This is a genomic window from Bariatricus sp. HCP28S3_A4 (genome assembly GCF_052066395.1).
GTDB lineage: Bacteria > Bacillota > Clostridia > Lachnospirales > Lachnospiraceae > Allocoprococcus.
Genome location: NZ_JBQHSE010000025.1, coordinates 32,632 through 53,435, shown reverse-complemented (window position 1 = coordinate 53,435; position 20,804 = coordinate 32,632). Strand labels below are relative to the sequence as shown.

Annotated in this window: 21 protein-coding genes and 1 pseudogene; 5 read left to right on the top strand and 17 right to left on the bottom strand. The window is 40.5% G+C overall.

The genetic code is table 11. From position 1 onward, the window contains the following. The coding region (locus tag ACTNBF_RS12360; protein WP_441089367.1) for an ATP-binding protein at window positions 1-367 on the top strand (367 nt) is incomplete at its 5' end. Continuing rightward, complete coding sequence (locus ACTNBF_RS12355; RefSeq protein ID WP_441089366.1) at window positions 283-480, top strand: phage major capsid protein; 198 nt, start codon at window positions 283-285, stop codon at window positions 478-480. The genes ACTNBF_RS12360 and ACTNBF_RS12355, both read left to right, overlap by 85 nt. A gap of 288 nt (window positions 481-768) precedes the next feature. Here the strand turns inward: ACTNBF_RS12355 and ACTNBF_RS12350 are convergent, their stop codons facing one another. From ACTNBF_RS12350 to ACTNBF_RS12270, 17 genes and pseudogenes are all read right to left on the bottom strand, one after another. Continuing rightward, window positions 769-1,857 carry a hypothetical protein gene (locus ACTNBF_RS12350; protein WP_441089365.1) on the bottom strand — a complete coding sequence of 363 codons (1,089 nt, stop codon included), beginning with the start codon at window positions 1,855-1,857 and terminating at the stop codon, window positions 769-771. Then, window positions 1,844-3,793: an HsdM family class I SAM-dependent methyltransferase gene (locus ACTNBF_RS12345; protein WP_441089364.1), complete on the bottom strand. Its 1,950-nt coding sequence runs from the start codon at window positions 3,791-3,793 to the stop codon at window positions 1,844-1,846. Before ACTNBF_RS12345 ends, ACTNBF_RS12350 begins: the two co-directional genes overlap by 14 nt. A gap of 516 nt (window positions 3,794-4,309) precedes the next feature. Next, window positions 4,310-5,437 (bottom strand): hypothetical protein, encoded by a 1,128-nt coding sequence (locus ACTNBF_RS12340; protein WP_441089363.1) that lies wholly within the window; start codon window positions 5,435-5,437, stop codon window positions 4,310-4,312. Then, window positions 5,421-5,744: a hypothetical protein gene (locus ACTNBF_RS12335; protein WP_441089362.1), complete on the bottom strand. Its 324-nt coding sequence runs from the start codon at window positions 5,742-5,744 to the stop codon at window positions 5,421-5,423. The genes ACTNBF_RS12340 and ACTNBF_RS12335 overlap by 17 nt, the downstream gene beginning before the upstream one ends. Window positions 5,745-5,781: 37 nt before the next feature. Beyond that, window positions 5,782-7,218 (bottom strand): hypothetical protein, encoded by a 1,437-nt coding sequence (locus tag ACTNBF_RS12330; protein WP_441089361.1) that lies wholly within the window; start codon window positions 7,216-7,218, stop codon window positions 5,782-5,784. A 36-nt stretch (window positions 7,219-7,254) separates the two neighbouring features. Continuing rightward, a complete protein-coding gene (locus ACTNBF_RS12325; protein WP_441089360.1) occupies window positions 7,255-7,485 on the bottom strand; it encodes an HNH endonuclease in 231 nt (76 codons plus the stop codon). Beyond that, the gene (locus ACTNBF_RS12320) at window positions 7,486-7,743 is read right to left on the bottom strand and encodes a hypothetical protein (RefSeq protein ID WP_441089359.1); all 258 of its coding nucleotides are present in this window, start codon (window positions 7,741-7,743) and stop codon (window positions 7,486-7,488) included. A gap of 12 nt (window positions 7,744-7,755) precedes the next feature. Continuing rightward, the gene (locus tag ACTNBF_RS12315) at window positions 7,756-7,980 is read right to left on the bottom strand and encodes a hypothetical protein (protein WP_441089358.1); all 225 of its coding nucleotides are present in this window, start codon (window positions 7,978-7,980) and stop codon (window positions 7,756-7,758) included. 32 nt (window positions 7,981-8,012) lie between these two features. Continuing rightward, window positions 8,013-8,495: a helix-turn-helix transcriptional regulator gene (locus ACTNBF_RS12310; RefSeq protein ID WP_441089357.1), complete on the bottom strand. Its 483-nt coding sequence runs from the start codon at window positions 8,493-8,495 to the stop codon at window positions 8,013-8,015. Window positions 8,496-8,638: 143 nt separating this feature from the next. Then, the gene (locus tag ACTNBF_RS12305; protein ID WP_441089356.1) at window positions 8,639-8,818 is read right to left on the bottom strand and encodes a hypothetical protein; all 180 of its coding nucleotides are present in this window, start codon (window positions 8,816-8,818) and stop codon (window positions 8,639-8,641) included. A 92-nt stretch (window positions 8,819-8,910) separates the two neighbouring features. Continuing rightward, entirely contained in the window at window positions 8,911-9,354 is a 444-nt protein-coding gene (locus tag ACTNBF_RS12300) for an N-acetylmuramoyl-L-alanine amidase (RefSeq protein ID WP_441089355.1), read from the bottom strand. Next, window positions 9,354-9,467: pseudogene (locus tag ACTNBF_RS12295) on the bottom strand (phage holin family protein); the annotation flags it as partial. The gene ACTNBF_RS12300 and the pseudogene ACTNBF_RS12295, both read right to left, overlap by 1 nt. A 115-nt stretch (window positions 9,468-9,582) precedes the next feature. Beyond that, window positions 9,583-11,532, bottom strand: coding sequence for an AIPR family protein (locus ACTNBF_RS12290; RefSeq protein ID WP_441089354.1), 1,950 nt, complete (start codon window positions 11,530-11,532; stop codon window positions 9,583-9,585). A 142-nt stretch (window positions 11,533-11,674) separates the two neighbouring features. Then, window positions 11,675-11,866 (bottom strand): SymE family type I addiction module toxin, encoded by a 192-nt coding sequence (locus ACTNBF_RS12285; RefSeq protein ID WP_441089353.1) that lies wholly within the window; start codon window positions 11,864-11,866, stop codon window positions 11,675-11,677. Window positions 11,867-12,327: 461 nt separating this feature from the next. Further along, entirely contained in the window at window positions 12,328-13,722 is a 1,395-nt protein-coding gene (gene rlmD / locus ACTNBF_RS12280; protein WP_441089352.1) for a 23S rRNA (uracil(1939)-C(5))-methyltransferase RlmD, read from the bottom strand. Between the two features lie 64 nt (window positions 13,723-13,786). Further along, window positions 13,787-14,728 carry a 3'-5' exoribonuclease YhaM family protein gene (locus ACTNBF_RS12275; protein WP_441049843.1) on the bottom strand — a complete coding sequence of 314 codons (942 nt, stop codon included), beginning with the start codon at window positions 14,726-14,728 and terminating at the stop codon, window positions 13,787-13,789. Between the two features lie 19 nt (window positions 14,729-14,747). Next, complete coding sequence (locus tag ACTNBF_RS12270; protein WP_441089351.1) at window positions 14,748-16,082, bottom strand: S1C family serine protease; 1,335 nt, start codon at window positions 16,080-16,082, stop codon at window positions 14,748-14,750. Window positions 16,083-16,240: 158 nt separating this feature from the next. Between ACTNBF_RS12270 and ACTNBF_RS12265 the strand changes: the two genes are divergently transcribed. The 3 genes from ACTNBF_RS12265 to ACTNBF_RS12255 are packed head-to-tail and all read left to right on the top strand — an operon-like array spanning window position 16,241 to window position 20,778. Beyond that, window positions 16,241-18,616 (top strand): endonuclease MutS2, encoded by a 2,376-nt coding sequence (locus tag ACTNBF_RS12265; protein ID WP_441089350.1) that lies wholly within the window; start codon window positions 16,241-16,243, stop codon window positions 18,614-18,616. A 54-nt stretch (window positions 18,617-18,670) separates the two neighbouring features. Further along, entirely contained in the window at window positions 18,671-19,375 is a 705-nt protein-coding gene (locus ACTNBF_RS12260; RefSeq protein WP_427806866.1) for a response regulator, read from the top strand. Then, window positions 19,372-20,778, top strand: coding sequence for a sensor histidine kinase (locus ACTNBF_RS12255; protein WP_441089349.1), 1,407 nt, complete (start codon window positions 19,372-19,374; stop codon window positions 20,776-20,778). The genes ACTNBF_RS12260 and ACTNBF_RS12255 overlap by 4 nt, the downstream gene beginning before the upstream one ends. Window positions 20,779-20,804 lie beyond the last annotated feature (26 nt).

Here is a 20,804-nt window from a genome sequence, read left to right as displayed (position 1 = left end):
TTCATATAAACAGGTGCAGCTTCCACCAGCACTCACAAAAGAAGAACTGGAAAATGTCAGTTTTATAAATCAGAAGCAGAATCTCGTGCTGTATGGACCTGTAGGAGTTGGAAAAACACATATGGCGATAGCTGCAGGTATCAAAGCCTGTATGTTGGGATATAAAACCAGATTTTATACGGTAACAGAGCTTGTATTAAAACTCTCAGAAGCACGGAAGAATGGTACGCTTGAGCGACTCCGTAATGATCTGAACAATCAGGATCTGCTTATCCTTGATGAATGGGGATATGTACCAGTACCATGCCGATTGCATTCGGAGATTTATCCTATTATTGGATTCTTATCAGACAGCCTCTCTCCGTAAAAGTCCTGACAGAACTTTACGTTCATGAAGGCGTAATAGGATACGCAGCACATGAACGACTCGATGGAATGCTCATCCGACCAGAAGCCGTGAAAACAATAAAAATGCCGTAAAAAATATGGGCTACCGCCACGGCGGTAACCCGATACATATCATAAACCCGATTTTCTTCTGTTAAATAATATAATAAAAACAAGACGTTTTTCTACCACTTTTCGTATCCTTTTTAAGCGAAAATCGGAACAAAATAACAAAACTATATTGGAAAAAATCATCTGTTTTCCACTTATTTTGCCTATATCGCTCATACCTGGGTATCCCCCCTCGTTAATTCTGCGAAAATTCGTGTTTGAGGGGGCGACGGTCTTTAGTTGAAAAGTCTGTAGAGATTTGATAGCCCCCTATATTTTATTAAGCAAAGTATTAAGTATCTTCTTTTCTATAATAATCATATAATTTTCAATAAACACAAAGTCAATCACATCTTTTTTAATAATTGGCAATTTTATTTCAACATCATACGCGTCTGAAGGATAAAAATTCCGCGAATAACTAAATTTATTGTGTAATGTATGATTTATTTGAGTTTGCATATACTGTAACACTCTTTTACTATATATATTATTTGAATGATAAAGTATTGTTACATGGTCATCTGCTCCATACTTATATCCTCTATAATAAGTATTGCCGAACATATCAATTGTCAAACTATTTTGAGGGAATACTTCTGCCTCCTCATTTCCTATATAATCAGAAAAACCCATGCCTTCAACCCCTGCCGTGAAGAAAGGTAATTCTCCCTCAATTCTATCTAAAGACTTAATTCTTTTTCCCCTTTTTATAGTATCAAACAAATCACCCAAACCAAATGATTGAAACTGAATCTTTTTGTTTTTTTCTAAAATAGCATAATCTTCTTCCTTTAAGTTTGTATTCTCTACACCTTCATATCCCTTGTCAGACAAAAACTTTTTAATCTGCTTAATGTTCTTATTTTTCAACTCGTCAACATACAACTCCATATATTTCCAATCCAACTCATTTGAATCTTCATCAGAACACGGTAAAGTCACCTTTGTATTTTGCAAAATTCCTTGTAATGCTTTAGCATTATAGTCAAATGATGTATCAAATACTTTTTGTATACTCCCTTTTATATATAATGCACTTTTCACGGTCACTCTAGGATGCCCCAAAGTACTAGTTGCTGCATGGTCTTCTTTTATATAAAATGGTGTTGTGACAATGCTAATAGAATGGTTATTTGACGCAATAAGTAAGTATACATTCTTTTCTTTATTATTTAAGAACCGTTCATCAACTGAAATATAATCTACCACCCCATTATTAATCAACTGTTGCCCATAAAAAGGATACTTTTCGCCTTGTTCTACTGTATACCTTTTAATATCTATTGGCTTTATTCTTTTAATATTAGGAATCCAATTAAGAACATCTGATAATTTCTTTTCCTTAAAAATAGTCATATGTTCTCCCTCCACATATCAATTGATTGATTTCCCACGAAAGATAATCACTAACAGATTTCATAAAATCGGCTTCTGACGGAATTGTATTAATCACTTGATGTTTTTCAAAATTCCAGTCGTTTCCAGACTCATCTATTAAATCTTCAACAAATATTTTATCCAAATCCCATAATTCCGTATGAAAATCCGGATTTTTATCAGCATTTAATCCCAGATTATAAATTTTAATAATATCCTGATAACGTTCTGTAGGATTATCTATTTCTAAAAGTCCTCTTTTTGTTCTCTTGCAACCATCATTTCTAAAATCAATAAACTTTACAAGATGATTTGCATAATCATGAGGTGTGCCTGCTTCAAATACATATATTGATGTTTGGACTCCTGCAGACGGTTGAAAAGTATCGACTGGCATTTTAATACTTGCCAGTAAACGGTTATTTTTCAATATCTCCAAGTTTGATTTCGTTGCTTTTCCACTTCCTGCTGAGTCTTGAATAATTATTGCTGCCTTTCCACCCTTTTCCATATTTTTCAATCCATGTAACATAAATGGCATCCCATTTTCTTCAAAAGTAAACGGCGGATTGAGCAATAACTTATTCGCGCTAAAACTGTCATATAAAGCTTTCGGTCTATCAAAAGAACTCCCTTTTTGAATATTGCTAGAACCATCTCCTCGTAATATCATATTAGTTGAAGCCAACGTAAACATTTTCGCATTCAACTCAATCCCTAATAATTGTTCTTTTTTTATTTTTTTAATCTTTTCTTCTGCTCGGGACGTCTTTTTTCCATACACATGTTCCGCATCTTGAATCATAATTTCCATTGAAGCAATCAAAAATCCAGCACTACCTGTAGCCAAATCCATTACCTTAGAATTCCTGTCCACACCAAGTATTTCTGCCATCATTTTTGTAACATAAGGTGGTGTAAGTACAATTCCAATCTCTTTGCCATCTCCAAGAGCATATTTTAAAAATACACTATACATTTCTCCCATTATATCAAGATGACCTGCTGTTCCATCAATTGCCAAATATACATTTTCATATATATAAACAAAGATTTGTTTTGTAACAGAAGCTTTTTCGCTCAGCAAAGTCGATACCTGCTTATCCAATTCAATAACTATATCTCTGTCACTATCCAACGATATAGATTCTCTAAAAGAACCTAACATTAATTCTCTCTTTTGCTGCGGTATTTCTTTTTGTTCCAAATATTCCTTAATTTGATTTACTATTTTTACCCCATCTCTTTTAGTAGCTGTCTGAATTCCTTTCAAATCATCTGGAACAAGCCCTACATCTATTCTATTTCCATCATAATCAATGATATCTTGCATCGCTAATAACATTCCCGAAACATATACGACTCTCTGATCCACAGGAATATTATGATTATTCATCAATGAATTCAAACAATTTGCATGCTTTTGTAATTGCACCTGTGATGCAATCAAAATCCGATGTTTGTCTTCTTCACTTAAAACCGCATCTTCATAAAAACTCTCAAAACTATCCCTACTCTCCAAAAAATCCAATTTTTTGTACTCGTTCATATGTTTTGGTGTAGCTGAAGATGCAAAAACATAATACACATCAATTTCAACGTTTTCTTCATTATCTCCTGCTATTCCTATTGCAATTACTTCTGAATATTTATCAGATGCAATCATATTTTGTGCATAATAAACGGCACCATTCACAGCATAGTTTTTTATTGATTTCTCATCCATTTTCAAACCAGCTTTTGTCCTAGAAATCAACTTATTTCCACCCAACTTATCTTCTATTACAACTGGTATTTTATATTTTTCGACATGAAAATCTGGCTTCCCAAAATTACTTTTATTTTTTGTCTTAGCAGACCCCTTCAAAGCTTCTTTCATATAATCAGACATTCCTGATTCCACATTATAATCCACTAATTTTTTAATCCTAATGCCTCAAGTGTACTTTTCACATAATCGTTCACATCATCTTCCAATTTCCATTTTGTTGCCACGATTATTCTCCTTCCGTATATATTTAACAAACAAACTCAAACATACATTTCTGTTTCCATATACAATGCTGTTTTTACCCTCACTGTTTTCATCTATATTTGTAACTATGCCATCAAAAAAAGCGAAGTGAAAACTCCGCTTTTCCACATAAAACCAAGGCTTTTGCTTACCCCTCTTAAGTCGCAAAGTTCCCTTATATTGTAACGTATTTCTACCCTTTTGCCAAATAGTTATTTCGCCCTACTCAGCAAACATACCGTCTCCACATGGCTTGAGACAATGGTATGAATGTCGCCCCAAGCCAATTATATGGTACTTCCGTTTTAGGGAACATATCCATTGCCAACGTCCGTTTGTGGGAACATATCCACTGGCTAGTTCCGTTCGTGGGAACATGTCCAAGTATACTTCCGTTCGTGGGAACATATCAAATTACTAGCTCCATTTCAGTAATTTATTTCTGGTTTCCTTCATTTTCTCAATTGAATAGTTTTGTTCATACCATAGGGCACGGTTTAATATCCTGTCTGCGTAAAGCTGAAACATTTCAAAAGAAACATCATCAAAAGCAGAAGACCGCAAAAAATAGCTTTTTGTATAATCCATTTTATGCTTTCTACAAATAATCCCATGAGCAAGAGTATACATGAACGACCCTCTTATCTGCAGTTGATTAAATTTCTTTTCTATCATCCCTTGTACTTTTCCAGCTTTTTCATTCAGTCCTTTCCGTTGATAATACATTAGTTTCCAGTAAAGATTATTCTGAATTAATAGTGCTTGAAAGCCAATCGATAACATGACAGCCTCTATCGTAATTGTCGCTTTTTCTCTGCTACTCATAGTAGAGCCAAATACTTTTTCGATCACATCTGTTAATTCCAAAACAGCTACCAGATCACAATACAATTCCTCAGTATCGGTCTTATTATCGGCCTTCAATGCTATAAGCATGTTGATAATATCTTGACTGCTTTCTGAGCTATCAAATTCGACTGTTTTTTTCAACATTTCACGAAACCCCAAAAAACCGTTTTCATTTTCTTGCAGATCATTGTACCTGAGATGACCTATTTCATGAAGAATAGTAAACATATTAGAAAAAATCTCTACCTCATTCAGAGCCTCATCCTTCCCCGATAAATTGAGAAGCGAATCATATCTTCCCAAAAAAGCCCCGCTATTTACATATTCTTGTGCAAAGCTTAAAGCTAAACTTGGTATTTCCTCTTGTAGACTTGCCTGCGATAACAGTATAAGGCTTTTCATTATATGTCGTAAATACTCGTTATCAATGTTAGCATTAATTCTACCCACCTCGCATAGATATGCTAAAGAATAATGGGCAAATAGATTTTCAAAGTGATGATCTATGATAATATATTGTTCACCATTTAACTTGATTATTCTTGGGAAAATGGAAGCACTATATATTTCAACAAACCTGGATTCATATTTACCCTTTATCACTTGAGGAAAACCTTCAATGATTTCTCTTAACCTAGTGTACGTAGGTTTGTGCAGTAATGTATATCTGTTGAGATATTTATTGATTTCCACCATGAGAGCGTTCCTCTCTCTGAATTCTTCTTATTGTTGCCTGGACATTATCATAAGATCCTTCAATTTTAATTCCGTTATACTCAACCTTAATTTTGTCCTTCTCAAACAATCCATCAATAATTGATTTTGCTGCTTTAGTATTTGCTAATGCAATTACAGAAGAAACAATAAAAACAATGACCGCTCCTCCAGCAAAGCTTTCTTCCTCCACAGCCTCACATTCTCCGAATGCTTCTTTTATCAGGTTAACCGCCTCTTGGTCATATTTATCAACCATAAAATATACGTCATCATTAATAGCTGCCATATTTACCTCCATTCTAACATCTCTGATTATATTAAAATCAGAACGCTTTCTTTATTGTAGTATGTACGTTATTCTCTCCACCGCAGCCTTGATCACTCGAAGTGCTGGCATAAATAACGGTGTATCGATCATCCCCATAATATTTTATTTTTTGATGGTCTGATTTATCGAATATGAAACCTATATCCTCTAGTCCTTTTCGTATCTTTGGGGTCATTCTAGAATAGTTCCTAAGAAGTCTCTTTGCTTCCGCAGCTCTCTGCTCAGTTTTAGCAAGATCTCTTCTTACAGCGGACAGAACAAAATCTTTAGCTTCACCCGGATAAAAATCATCTTCGTCTCCTGCATATATTATTGGAACTTGAGTCATAGAATCCATCTTTGCTTTCAGCCAAGATAGTTCTCGTTCTTTCTTCTCAAGCTCACCTGTCAGCCTTTCAATCTCGCTATCCTTTTTCTGCAGGTCTGCTTCAAATCCATCAAGAATGGCATCTGCCTCAGCCTTTGCCTCTTCCAATGCCTGCTGTCGCATGCTCTCTTTCTTCTGATCCAGATCGGACTTCAGCATAAGCAGCTCATACATAGCCATCCTTCTGCCAGCTTCAGCTTCAGCATTTTCAGCTCGCTTACTAGTTAACCGATCCTGCAGAATTGCATTGTTAACACCAAACCACGTAAACAAAGGTCCTACCAGTTGAGTGTTGCTATATTGCATCACGGTCTTGGTAACCTTCTCAGAGAGGATAGTATCTATTCCCTCTGACATTCTGTATAGGTATCTGCGGTGGCCAATAACCGGATTCGGATGATATATACCGATTGCACCATAGTACTCATTACGACCATCGCACATTTCTTTAATTTTCGGATTGGTGCAGTTAGTCTCCTGTACAAATACATGAGCTACACCCTTTAGTTCTTTAGACAGCTTTGCTACGTCAACCGGATCCTCATCATAAAAGGTCTTTGTTATTATTACCACAGGCAATCTGTATTTCGACTTACCATTGATAACATTAACAAGCAGATCCAGATTTTCATCCGTAATCATCAGTGGCCTACGTCTTATTTCGAGATTACCATCCTTCTTTATGTATCCCCTGTCAATCAGAAGAGATATAAAAAACGGGGTATAGAACTTCGCATCGACTGTCAGAGATTCTTCCATATAGCTACGATCTAATCTGACCGCCATTTTCATGGAACTAAAATTCATGATGTAGTCTGTGTCCCAAACCGCACCATCTTCTTCCCTTTTTTCATAACGTACCGCAATTATATTTTTGTTGCGATATTCCTGTATCTCTAGCCATTTATTGGCATCCTCGAAACGGATATTTCTTTCCCCGTTCCACTCGATATCGGCAATGACACTAGATGGATGGCCATTCTGGTTCCATTCTATGACCAGCCGAATAAAATCATCCTTTGTCAGCTTATTTTCAATTTCAAGAATTGTCGAGAATAATAGCATCTTTGTCCCTCTTTTATCCTAAGTAATCCCCCTCCGCTAAAAGCGAAGGAGGTCAATGTTTAACTTGCCACTATGATACTCTCTATGACATTCCGGGCAAAGGGTCACCATGTTATTTACAGAAGGCTCTCCTCCTTCACTGTAAAGCATGATATGGTGACCGTGATTTCCATGAAATTGTCTCAGACATAAAAAGCACACATACTGATCAACTTCTTTCCCAGCTTTCTGTGCTCGGATATGAGCAGCGTCTCTCTTCTGAGCCATTTAGTTTCCTCCCAGCAATTTAAGAGCGTCGCGAATACGTCCAGGAAGTTCTTTCACATCTCCGTTAGCCGAAGTTGCACGACCTTTCGGTGCTACCTTTTTCTTAAGTTTTACAATACCAGAAAGAAGGTCTGCTTCCTCACGTTCAGTAAGATTGTCTACTTTAACCCATAACGCACGATTTCGTGGAACATCCTGATCTCTATATGGACATGTACGAACATTATGATCAGGACTACCGCATTTTGAACATCTCATATGCAGCCCTCCTTAAAACGTCATAACTTCTACTGAACCATCCCCCGCTTTTGCAGAGATGCTTCCATCTCCCTGCGTTACTAACACAGTGTTTTCAGCTAATCTAGGAAGCCCCTCATCATCGAGGTAGAACTGATAAATTTCAACATCACCGTTTTTCTTCTTAACAGCAATGTGATTATCCCAAACGTTTAAAACGGTGTCACCCTTCTTTAAAATTCCAAATTTAATCTGCATGATCATTGTCCTTTCGTCATAACTTGTCACTGTTACTTTTTTCTATCAAAAATAGCCTTGATCAGCCAATCGCTAATAGCATCTGCCATAACCAGGCCGATTGTTCCTAACATTGCACCGGTAATGATACCAGAGGCAACTGCCGCACCCGTGAGTTCTTCTGAAACTGCTTCTCTGGTAGTGGTTCCTGCTAAAATAGAAGGTGTAAGCATATTGGCCTTAGCAAGTAGAGCCTTCTTCTCGTCTTCGTTGTAATTCTCCGGATGATCCACAAAAACGTCCAAAATCAAACGGAGCATCGCTGTGTCTTCTGGGTGTTGATGAATCTCAACATCCAGAACGCTTCTCATAGCAATGTACTGCGTTTTGGTTAGTTTACTTCTTGGATTAGGAGCTTCAATGTTATTGATCGTCTGTCTGGTAACACCGATACGCTCTCCGAACTCTTCTGCACTCCATCCCACCGCTCTTCTAATAAGCTGAAGGTATTTTTGCATTCTTTCAATCTCGTTCATTTTGTCACCTCCTGTAATATACACTATATCCATGTGACTATATTTTGTCAAGACTTTAGATTTTACATTTTGTAATGTCCTGTCAACAAGAAAAAAGTGTCCGATAGAAGCCGAGCACTTTAACCTTTAGTAATAATCTCTTCTTATGCTATTTCCGTCACAGTCCCACTCTTAAAGATCACCGTCAAGCTACCATTCTCATGGATCGTAACCCCTTCAATCATCCTGCGTACCATCTGATCATCGTATTCTGCGATCTCCGCTTGCTGCTCCTGCAAGAATGAAATCATCTCGTCCCTCTTGATCTGCTGATTATTGTCCACGGCCTTCCCTAAAAGAATCTGCTGCTTGGCATCCTTTAATGCTTCTACTTCATCTGCTAATTCCTCATAGTCGAGTTTCTTGAGAGCTCGGTCTACCAGCTCCTTCTGTTTTGCCTCAAGCTGCTGGTCGATCGTTTCAAGTTCTGCATAGCAAACAGCTCAACTGCTGCCTGGTATGTTCTCTCAGCGCATGCCTTTGCAGTTGCCATGTCAGAACAAGTAAAGGTACTTCCACCCGTATACTTAATGCATGCCGGCTCACACATTTCTACTCCGATATGAGTATTATTTGCATCACCACCTGCATGCCAGCCTCGATGGTTCCAAGGAAGCGTCTGATAAACTGTTCCATCATTGCCATCGATAAAACCATGAACACAGGCATTCGAATAGGATGCACTGTTCCATGAATTAATAAAGACTGATGCCTTCGGCTGGGAACAACCAACCGAATGAAGCATCAGTCCTTTTACAGTAATTTTTCTCCCTGCAGTATAGCAAGGATTTTTTGTCAGAATACTCTGTACAAGTTTCATTACATATCACCATCCTTCTTTTCTTCAGAGCGATCATGAAGCTGCTCTAATACAACCTTGATTGCCTCGGGTACCGGAAGTCCGAGATGCGCGGCATTCTCCAGGAGGGATACACATGGCATTTGCACCTTGATCACCTAATTCTAAGGAAGTAAGTGAATTGTATGCATTTTCAATTGTCTGTGTATCTAAGTAATACATTTTTCTCTCCAATCCTACTGAATTTTCCTATACTACAAATTTATTTACAAACTCTGTATACATTTCCTGATAAGATAAGTCTCCAGCCATTTCTTCTGATAATACATCAAAAAAATCTGTTTGGCTCTGAACTCGCTTCAGCCAGTTCGTTGCACTACCACTTCCGGATGCCATAAGTAATTTAGACATTATCTTAACCGTAGCCTGTAAAAATGTCTTTGCAAAATACTCTATAATATCATCCTTATAGCTGGAATTCCTATTGTCACGGTAAAAACTAAAATAATCAAATGAATTTTTATCCCCAACAGATCCAAAGTTCTCCTTGAGAGTAAAATACAATGCAATACAGTAAAACATACATGTATTATTTACTTCTTTATTCCTTTGATACAGCTGGATCATTTTCTGTTGCTGTTCTGCATTTCCAGAATTAGCCGCTATTCTTTGATTACACTTTGCAATATTTTCATCGTATGTCTTTTTCATTTTATTTCTTGCCTGAACATACAAATATTTTATGAACAAAGCTTCATCGATTTCTTCTTTACTTCTCTGGAACAAAATGCCTTTTTTATCGTCTTCTTCGGAAAGATAAAAAATTTCATCGTAATATTCATTTATTAAATACTCCGCATCGGACCCGTCTTTATTAAACAACGTTTTTTTCTTGTCCTTAGCCTTAAATGGAGCCTGGAGGAATGCAGAAAAAGCCAGCTGCGCAAGATCCTCATTTGTAATTCGCTGGTGCTTTTCAAATCTTGGCTGCGGTGGTACAGTTTGTCCTCTTCTTATTTCAACAAATACATACGGAGCCTCACCTGTCATAAGCATAGTCTGTAATTTTTTCTGCTCGTAGTTATTGGCAACCATATCTCTTGATGAAATTGGATTCTGTAAGTTGTTATATATGGAGATATTTCCGCTTAGTTTTTCATTATTAACCTGCATTATGCGCACAAGGACATACACCTTTTTCAATTGCTCTATAGCTTCAGGCTCATTATTAATGAGCGCATTTCTTAAGAATGCACCAAGAGCATTGGTTGTTTGGGCTCCGTTAATAATAGAAAAATTGGTAATCTCTATTAAATCTACATCACCATTTCTTCCCTTACGATGTGCATCTAGCTCCTCGCATAAGATCGTAATACCATTATTATAATTCCAGAATCTCTCTGGCTCTTCCTTGATAGTTTCCATCATTGCATCATAGGTTTTTGATTTTTTCTGATCCAAGGAATCTCTAAGATTCTGACCAAATAAAATATTACGTCCCATAGATGAACTTATGTATTTATTGCAAAGAACCGCAAGATCATAGCCTCTAATATTACAAAGCATCGCATTGTCCGATGCATTTTCATAGAGAATATAGTTATTAAACATATCGGAAGTAAACTCTGCAAAAGGGACTTTTAAAACATGGTCAGCTCTACCCAGACTTCCCAGCACAACTTCCATCTCACTGATTGTTACTATTTTCTCTGTTGCTTTAAAATTTTTACCATAATTTAAAGTTCCAGTATGGTATACATAATAAGTGCAGTTATTCTTAAAAGAAGAGTTGAAATTTGTTTCTGCAATGACGTCCCTTAAATTTGGCTTTACGTTATTAGGATTCTTCAAATACTGTTTAATAGAATCTCTCATGCCAAGGAAACAAGCCCTAATCTCTTCTTCAGTAAGCTCACTATACTTTGACTGAATAATATCATAATAATATTCATCTCCATCTTCAATTTCGATGAACAAATCTATTCCACTATCAGGCGGAGCAACAATTACTTTTGAAATTTTATCCACGTTTTCTGGAACCACCTCATAATCGAGTGTTTCTCCGTACATAACTTTTAAGATTGCTAAAGTAAAGGCGTCCTCAGGTGTATTATTACGTACAATCGCTCTATGATTAGGTAATCCTGCAAACTCTCTATAAAAATTATCTACTAAACTTTTTATCTTATTTTCAGACATTAACATCACCTTTTTTCACTTTTGTTTTTATTCTTCATCATATCACATTTTTAGACTACCCGCCAGAATAATGCACTATTTTATATACTCATCCTTTGAAATCTTTGGCTCTTTTAATAGTAATGCTAATGTCTATTTCCTATTATTCCACAATAACCTCATCGGTCTTTGTGATAATCAACTTTCCACCCTGGCACTCAACGTTGATACGATCACCGCAATCAAAGCCCAGCTCCTTCAGCCATTCTCCCTTAAGCATGATTGTTGGTGTAGGCTTGTACTTCGGTCCGCTAATTTCATAAACCTTTAATCGTCTGTCTTTCTTGTAACTCAATAAAATACTCCTTCCTGGGCATAGATATGCTCCTGCTACTTGTTTGAATTGTTTCATTTTATCTTTGGTGAAAATTGTGCCGATTGGCACTGGAACTGCTTACGCAGTAAAAAGTGATATGAACGGCCAGAAGAAGAATATCGATCGTTCATTTGAAAGGAAGAGTTAGCCTCTACAACTATAATAGCCAAATCAGCTAAATCCAGCAAGCGGAACTTATAACATTTTCATAGCCTCGGCATTTACCATTAACATTTCCGTAGCCTCAATAATCGCATTTTAACATTTCTGTAGCCTCAATAAGCTCATTATCCATTCCGTAGCTTCAACCCTCCCCTAATTCCCTGTTCTCTGGTCGGTTGATATGTTTCCGCAGACAGAAACAGAAAAAACCGGTAAGCACCCCGTCACGGGCTCCTACCGGTCACAATTCCGCTAAAACAAGCCATTTCTGGCGATATTTACTTTACTTTTGACATCAATACTACTGTCTCAACGTGCCCCGTCATAGGAAACATATCCACCGCCCTTACTTTCTCCAGTTCATACCCCTTCCCGCACAAGTACTTAAGATCCCTCGCCAAAGTCGCCGAATCGCAGCTCACATACACAATCCTTTCCGGCCCCATATTCACCATCGTCTCCAGCACGCTCTCTTCGCAGCCTTTCCGAGGCGGATCCACCACGATCACATCCGCGTGAGCCGTTTCTCCCGGATGTTCTTTTGCATACTGCGCATAGTAATCCGGCAGCACATCTTCTGCCTTTCCGACAAAGAATTCCGCGTTTTGAATCCCGTTTATCTGTGCGTTCTTCTTTGCATCCTCAATTGCCTGAGGCACGATTTCCACGCCATATACTTTCCCGGCTTTCTGTGCGAGGAACAAGGAAATGGTTCCGATTCCGCAGTAAACGTCCCACACCGTCTCATTTCCGGTAAGCCCCGCATATTCCAATGCCTGTCCGTACAGTACGTTCGTCTGAACCGGATTGACCTGGAAGAAAGAGAGAGGAGAAATCTGATATTTGACATTTCCTATATAATCCGTAATATACTCCTGCCCCCAGAGCAGCCGCACTTCCTTGCCCATGATCACATTTGTATTTTCCTGGTTAATATTATAGGTGATACTCTTCATTCCCGGAATCTCTGCAAGGGATTCTGCGAGTTTTTCGCCACGAGGAAGCTTGTTTCCATTGATTACAATGCAAACCATAATTTCATCTGTGGTAAATCCGCAGCGGATCAGCACATGGCGCACCAGGCCTTTTCCGGTTGTTTCATCATAGGCGCTGATGTGATTTTCTTCCATATATGACAGTACTTTTTCCAGGATCTGACGATTCACCGGCATTCCCAGTGCGCAGTCCAGGTTAGAAATGATCTGATGAGTCCGTCCTGCGTAGAACCCGGCGGTCAGATTGCCTTCTTTGTCCTTTCCGATCGGATACTGGGCTTTATTTCTATAATGGTATGGCTCTTTCATTCCGGCGATCGGCTCCATAATACGGTCAATTTGATCCTCTTCGAATCCTCCGATCCGAATCAGATTGCCGCGGACTTTATTGCTCTTGAATTCCAGCTGTTTTTCATAGGCAAGACTCTGGATCTGGCATCCGCCGCATTGTCTCGCGACCGGACAAACGGGTTTCACGCGATGTGGGGACGGTTCTACGATTCCCATCAACCTTGCATAGCCGTACTGTTTTTTTGCCTTCATCACTTTTACATTTACGACGTCTCCGATCACGGCGTCTTTCACGAACAGGGTATAACCGTCTACTTTTCCGATTCCTTCACCGTCTACGCCCATGTCGGAAATTGTCACAACTGCCATATCATTTTTCTTTAACATACTGTTCTCCTTCACTGATTCAATAAAGGACGAAAGATTCTTCTTTCGCCCTCATCATTCTATGTTATATACTAGTCTTCCGCAGGTTCGATTCAAACAACCTGTTGTAGCCAAGCCAGTCTGTTGTATTTTTATCTTTGAAAATCTCAGTCAGCGTCTGCATTTTTGCATCGGTACAATCTGCAAAATTCAGTGCCACCGCCTCGGCAAGCGCCGGTTTCTTCGGGGAACCATATTCCAGCTCACCGTGATGTGCGATAATACAATGCTTCAGCTCACTTGAAAGCTTTTTCGGGAAATCCGGGATCTCACGAATCGCGTCATCCAGCATTTCCACTCCGATCACGATATGTCCCAGCAGCTGCCCGTCATCCGTGTAATCATTGTCCGGGAATGAAGAGAGTTCCTGTGTCTTTCCGATATCATGGCACATTGCCGCGGTATACAGAAGATCTTTATTTAAAATAGGATATGCTCCCACCATGTATTCACACATCTTGACGACGCTGAGAGTATGCTCCAGAAGCCCTCCCGCAAATCCATGATGTACGGTTTTCGCTGCAGAATGGCTTTTGAATCGCCGGATAAATGCTTCGTCTTTCACGAAATAGTACTGGATTACCTGTTGCAGATATGGATTCTTTACCTGTGCCCCGTAATGCATCAGTTCTTCGTACATTCCGTCTACACTCTTTTCGCTGGTAGGCATGTAATCCGCCGGATTATATTCGCCCTCACCGGCTACTCTCAGCTGCCGGATGTTCAGCTGAAGATTTCCATTATAACTGATTACTTCACCAAATACTTCCACGAAATCCTTCTCATCATAGTCCGCAATTCCGTTGGAGTTCGGATCCCAGACTTTACCGTCCAAAGTACCTGTTTTATCCTGCAGGATCAGATTGTCATATGGTTTCCCATTTCTGGTCTCCGCGCTTCTTTTTCCTTTGCAAAGATAAATTGTCCTGATTGTCTCGCCTTCATGTAATGTATTGATGTATCTCATGTCAATCCTCTTTCTAACTCTATTCTTTACTTCCGACCGTAACGTTAAATTCTATATCCACATATCCGGAAGCTCCCTGACGCATGCCCTTTACTTTGATCTGCTGCCCGACTTCGCATTCCATCAGACGCTTTCCGAAACCAGAAACGGTCTTCACCTGATTCTTATTCATTTCTATAAGAATATCTCCACTCTGGATTCCGGCTTTCATCACCGGTGAGTCGGCTTCTACTTCTTTGACGTAAATGCCTTCCGGGAGTCCGTCTTCTTCCGAAACGCTGTCCGGCACTTCCACTCCCTTTACTCCCAGATATGGAATTGCTTTCCCATTGGAGAGCTGTTCTATATACTGTTTCAAATCAGAAACCGCATAAGCAGTAACCAGATTCATGCTTTCATTATCGGTAATCTTCTGATCGATAATCCCGATAACTTCCCCATTCGTATTAAACAAAGCTCCGCTTCCTCCCGGAGCTGCCGCTATATCAGTCGTAAGCAGCCTGTACTCACCGTCCGCCACGGCCACCCGGTTTTTCACAGAACTGATAATGCCATATCCGGTACCTCCCGCGTATCCAAATTGTTTGCCAAGTGCAATTACAGGGTCTCCTTTTCCTACAATGTTGGAGTTTCCAAGCGTTGCCGCGACAATCTGCCCTGCTGTCGAACTGGAAAGCAACCTTCGTTCAACAGAGAATACTGCCATTCCCAGATTTCGATCCTGTTTCTTTAGTGATGCCGGATACGTTACACCGTCTGAAAATGTCACATTCAGGCTTTGGGCATCCTTCATGATTCTCGCAGGTGCCAGAATTATGATTTCCAGTGCATTCTCCCATACAATGGTGCCGGAAACACTGTTCACATCATCATAGACAATATTTTCCCAGTTATCCTCATTCTTTACTGCACTGACCTCCACGACACATTTGTTTGCCTGAGAAGCCACCTGATAGAGTGCCCGGCTCATTTCCCGGTAATTATCGACCGTCAGGGCAGGATATGTAACCGCTTCTTCCTGCTGTACGTCTCCTTCTCCTTCCCCCGTCGGATCCTTCTCCGTCACATCTTCATCCGTATCTTCGGGAATCGAAACGGTGCCGCTTTTTCCTGAAAAAATAACTTCAGCCCACGGTCTTGCCGCACAAAATGCCAGACAGGCAGTAAGACCGAATATCAAGCCTTTGCCTGCTGTTTTACAGATTATATTTCTTAGCTTTTTCCCAGTCATCTGTTCATCTTTAAACGTCTCCTGAAGAAAAGAATAATGTTCCTCTTCTTCATGATCGGACGCTTCCGGATTCTGTGACATAGATTCTTGCACTTTCTGATCTTCATCCCGCTTTTTGAACATGTTATTTCTCCTTCAATTCAAAGCGTTTCGTTCAATGCTCTCTTTAGTAGTATACATGATTCTGCTTCAATGTTCAATGATAATAAATTTATCCTTTTCACTTTCATTTCCAATATAAATACTGTAGAATAGAAACAGATGAAATATGAGGTGTAATTATGAACAAGAAAACTTTATATAAACTTGAATTTGATAAAATTATTGATATACTTACCGGGCACGCCTCCTCCCCGGGAGGAAAACAGGCCTGCCAGAAGTTGAAACCAATGACCGATATCGGTGCAATTGAAACCGCGCAGGAACAGACTGCCGCCGCATTTACCCGAATGATCAAGAAAGGACATCTTTCTTTCAGCGGCTGCTATGCCGTGACCGATTCTCTGAAGCGTCTGGAAATCGGAAGTGCTTTGAATGCAGCAGAGCTTCTTCGAATCGGGAAGCTTCTGAAAGTAGCGGCACGGGCAAAGGTTTACGGCAAACACGATACTGTGGAAGAATGCGCGGATTGCCTGGATGCATACTTTGAACAGATTTCTCCGCTTGCCCCGGTCTGCGCCGAAATTGATCGTTGTATTATCAGCGAAGACGAAATCAGCGATGATGCCAGTTCAAAGCTGAAGCAGATACGCCGCAGCATTTCTGGAATGAATGACAAAATCCATTCCACATTAAACGGACTGTTAAACGGCTCACTTCGTTCCTATTTGCAGGATGCCATCATCACGATGCGTGGTGACCGGTATTGCCTTCCGGTGAAAGCAGAGTACCGCAGTCAGGTACAGGGCATGATCCACGATCAATCCTCTACCGGCTCTACTTTGTTCATCGAACCAATGGCGGTTGTAAAATTGAATAACGATTTGAAGGAGCTTTATGCCCAGGAACAGGAGGAAATTCAGGTCATTCTCGCCCGGATCAGTGCGGATGTGGCTGAATATACCGAAGAGATACGCACCGATTACCGCGTCATGACCGAACTGGATATGATTTTTGCAAAAGGTGCTCTGGCACTGGATATGAACGCAAGTCGTCCCACTTTTAATACAAAAGGGCGAATCCGAATCCGTGAGGGTCGACATCCTCTTCTTGACAAGAAAAAAGTTGTGCCGATCAGTGTTACGTTAGGAGATACTTTTGATCTGCTCATCGTCACAGGACCAAATACCGGCGGCAAGACGGTTTCTTTGAAAACGGTTGGGCTGTTTACTCTGATGGGGCAGGCCGGACTTCACATTCCGGCACTTGACCGTTCAGAACTTTCTGTATTCCGGCAGGTTTTCGCGGATATTGGGGATGAGCAGAGCATCGAACAGTCTCTGAGTACGTTTTCTTCCCACATGACGAACATCGTATCGTTCTTGAAACACGTAGATGAAGATTCGCTGGTACTTTTCGATGAGCTTGGCGCAGGAACAGATCCGACAGAAGGTGCTGCACTTGCCATTGCAATTTTGTCTTATCTGCATAATCGGGGAATTCGCACCATGGCTACCACACACTACAGCGAACTGAAGGTATTTGCACTCTCGACACCGGGCGTGGAAAATGCCTGCTGCGAGTTCGATGTTGAAACCTTAAGTCCCACCTACCATCTACTGATCGGAATTCCCGGAAAGAGTAACGCGTTTGCAATTTCTGAGAAGCTCGGACTCCCCTCTTACATCATTCAGGATGCCAAAAGCCGTCTGAGTGAGGAGGACGAATCCTTTGAGGATCTGCTGACCGATCTGGAGGCAAGCCGCAAAACCATTGAAAAAGAGCGGGATGAAGTTGCTTCCTACCGTCGGGAGATGGAACGCATGAAATCCGAAATGAAGATCAAGCAGGATAAACTGGACGCACAGCGCGACAAGATTCTCCGGGAAGCCAACGAAAAAGCAAGCGCTATTGTAAGAGAAGCGAAGGATTTTGCCGATGAGACTATGAAAAATTTCCGCAAATTCGGCAAGGAAAATGTGTCTGCTGCCGAGATGGAGAAAGAACGGGAACGCATCCGTAAACAACTGGCAAAGACACAGAATTCTTCCCGTATCGAACCGGCAAAACCGAAAAAGGAGCACAAGGCTTCTGATTTCCACCTCGGAGATTCCGTCAAGGTACTCAGTATGAATCTTACCGGAACAGTGAGCTCCCTTCCTGACGCAAAAGGTAATCTTTTCGTACAGATGGGAATCTTGCGCTCCCAGGTATCCATGTCGGACCTTGAAATCATTGAAGAACCACTGACAATTACCGCAAAACAGATGCGGCGTACTTCCAGCGGCAAAATGAAAATGAACAAATCCATGCACATCAGTTCCGAGATTAATCTTCTCGGTAAAACGGTGGATGAAGCCGTTGCTGAACTCGACAAATACCTGGATGATGCGTATCTTGCCCATTTAAGCCCGGTCCGCATTGTACACGGAAAGGGAACCGGTGCACTGCGCAATGGCATCCATCAATATCTGCGCCGTCAAAAGCATGTCAAATCCTTCCGTCTCGGAGCATTTGGCGAGGGAGATGCCGGTGTAACGATTGTAGAATTCAAATAAGACTGTGCGAACAGTAAACCACAGGTATGCTATCTCATTGAAAGGACATAAATCATGGTAACAAAACAGAAAATTTTAATTGTAGATGATGATGAAAATATTGCAGAGCTGATTTCTCTCTACCTGACGAAGGAATGCTTTGACACAATGATGGTACACGATGGTGAAGATGCTCTGACTGCGTTTGACAGCTACCATCCGAACTTAGTTCTTCTGGATCTCATGCTTCCGGGAATTGACGGCTATCAGGTATGTCGTGAAATCCGCAGCAAATCCAGCACACCGATCATCATGCTCTCTGCAAAAGGGGAGGTTTTCGATAAAGTACTCGGTCTGGAACTCGGAGCTGATGATTACGTACTCAAACCCTTTGATTCCAAAGAGCTGGTCGCACGTATCAAAGCTGTTTTAAGACGTTATCACCCTGCAAAATCGGAACAAAATACTCCGGACCGTGGAAAATGTGTGGAATACCCCGGCATCGTGATCAATCTTACCAACTATTCCGTCATGGTGGACGGTGTAAATGTTGACATGCCGCCGAAGGAGCTGGAACTTCTGTATTTTCTTGCTTCTTCTCCCAATCAGGTATTTACCAGGGAACAGCTTCTGGATCAGATTTGGGGATATGAATACATCGGAGATACCCGCACGGTCGACGTACACATCAAACGTCTTCGTGAAAAGATAAAGGACCATCCGTCCTGGAGACTGAGCACGGTCTGGGGCATAGGCTATAAATTCGAGGTGAAAGAATGAAAAGTACTCTCTACATGAAATTTGTGCTTTTATATGCTATTTTCGGATTTTTGAGTCTTTTTACGGTAAGTGCACTTTCATCGACACTGACTTCCAGTTATCTGGAACGTGAGATATCGGGAAATTTATATCAGGAGGCGAATCTGGTCACCTCCGACTATCTTCCAAGATATTTTTCGGAACAGATTTCTACCGCGGATGTCTACACACAGCTGAACGGAATGCGCTCTTATCTGGATTCAACGATCTGGTTTGTTGACAAAGAAGGAAACATGATCGCATCTGCCAAAAGCGAAGATGCTTCCTATATTCCTTCTTACATTGAGGATTTTGATCCGGCTGAAGCGGGAAGCAGTCAGTATCTGATTGGTGATTATCACGGATATTTTGATCAGAAAATGATCACTGTGATCGCACCTGTAACACAGAAATTTTCTACCAAGGGGTATCTGCTGATCCATAAGCCTTATCGCGACATAGATCAAAATCGTTCCATCATTACCCGGAACACCGCAATTATAGTATTAGTTGTATATTTGTTGTCTTTCATGATTTTTATGGGAATACATTTTTTCATCTACCGTCCGCTCTGTAAAATCACGGATGCCGCCAAGCAATATGCTTCCGGCAATCTGGACGTCGTGATTCCGGTTGATACTCAGGATGAAATGGGCTACCTATCCGCTTCCCTGAATTACATGTCTTCTCAACTAAAAGATATGGAAGATTACCAGAAAAAATTTGTGGCGAATGTCTCACACGATTTCCGTTCCCCTCTGACTTCCATCAAAGGTTACGTGGAAGCCATGGCCGATGGCACAATCCCTCCGGAAATGCAGGATAAATACTTGAAGATCATTCTGTTCGAAACGGAACGTCTGACAGATCTTACCCGAGATTTGCTCACCTTGAACGAATTTGACACCAAAGACCTTCTTCTGGATAAGACATCTTTCGATATTCATGAAGTCATACGAAACACAGCCGAATCCTTCGAAGGAACCTGCACGGCAAAGAAAATTACGATTGAGCTTCTGTTTGCTTCTCGCAAACTGCATGTTTATGCTGACAAACGCAAAATCCAACAGGTACTCTACAACCTTCTGGACAATGCAATTAAGTTCAGCGGCACGGATTCCTCGATTACCGTCGAAACCACTGAGCGCGGAGAAAAAGTGTTCGTTTCTGTAAAAGATAACGGAATCGGCATTCCCAGATCCAGTCTGAATAAGATATGGGAACGTTTCTATAAAACAGACGCTTCACGGGGGAAAGACAAAAAAGGAACCGGACTTGGTCTTTCCATCGTAAAAGAAATCATCCAGGCTCACAATGAAAACATCAACGTGATCAGTACAGAAGGCGTTGGAACTGAATTTATTATCTCTTTGCAGAGAGGATAAAGAAACCCGCCGTATCCCGATCCAGC

Bases quoted from the DNA above. Each gene is read 5' to 3' on its own strand.
- ACTNBF_RS12355 (WP_441089366.1), top strand. From the start codon at position 283: ATGGGGATATGTACCAGTACCATGCCGATTGCATTCGGAGATTTATCC.
- ACTNBF_RS12350 (WP_441089365.1), bottom strand. From the start codon at position 1,857: ATGACTATTTTTAAGGAAAAGAAATTATCAGATGTTCTTAATTGGATT.
- ACTNBF_RS12340 (WP_441089363.1), bottom strand. From the start codon at position 5,437: ATGGTGGAAATCAATAAATATCTCAACAGATATACATTACTGCACAAA.
- ACTNBF_RS12335 (WP_441089362.1), bottom strand. From the start codon at position 5,744: ATGGCAGCTATTAATGATGACGTATATTTTATGGTTGATAAATATGAC.
- ACTNBF_RS12330 (WP_441089361.1), bottom strand. From the start codon at position 7,218: ATGCTATTATTCTCGACAATTCTTGAAATTGAAAATAAGCTGACAAAG.
- ACTNBF_RS12325 (WP_441089360.1), bottom strand. From the start codon at position 7,485: ATGGCTCAGAAGAGAGACGCTGCTCATATCCGAGCACAGAAAGCTGGG.
- ACTNBF_RS12320 (WP_441089359.1), bottom strand. From the start codon at position 7,743: ATGAGATGTTCAAAATGCGGTAGTCCTGATCATAATGTTCGTACATGT.
- ACTNBF_RS12315 (WP_441089358.1), bottom strand. From the start codon at position 7,980: ATGCAGATTAAATTTGGAATTTTAAAGAAGGGTGACACCGTTTTAAAC.
- ACTNBF_RS12310 (WP_441089357.1), bottom strand. From the start codon at position 8,495: ATGAACGAGATTGAAAGAATGCAAAAATACCTTCAGCTTATTAGAAGA.
- ACTNBF_RS12300 (WP_441089355.1), bottom strand. From the start codon at position 9,354: ATGAAACTTGTACAGAGTATTCTGACAAAAAATCCTTGCTATACTGCA.
- ACTNBF_RS12290 (WP_441089354.1), bottom strand. From the start codon at position 11,532: ATGTCTGAAAATAAGATAAAAAGTTTAGTAGATAATTTTTATAGAGAG.
- rlmD (WP_441089352.1), bottom strand. From the start codon at position 13,722: ATGTTAAAGAAAAATGATATGGCAGTTGTGACAATTTCCGACATGGGC.
- ACTNBF_RS12275 (WP_441049843.1), bottom strand. From the start codon at position 14,728: ATGAGATACATCAATACATTACATGAAGGCGAGACAATCAGGACAATT.
- ACTNBF_RS12270 (WP_441089351.1), bottom strand. From the start codon at position 16,082: ATGTTCAAAAAGCGGGATGAAGATCAGAAAGTGCAAGAATCTATGTCA.
- ACTNBF_RS12265 (WP_441089350.1), top strand. From the start codon at position 16,241: ATGAACAAGAAAACTTTATATAAACTTGAATTTGATAAAATTATTGAT.
- ACTNBF_RS12260 (WP_427806866.1), top strand. From the start codon at position 18,671: ATGGTAACAAAACAGAAAATTTTAATTGTAGATGATGATGAAAATATT.
- ACTNBF_RS12255 (WP_441089349.1), top strand. From the start codon at position 19,372: ATGAAAAGTACTCTCTACATGAAATTTGTGCTTTTATATGCTATTTTC.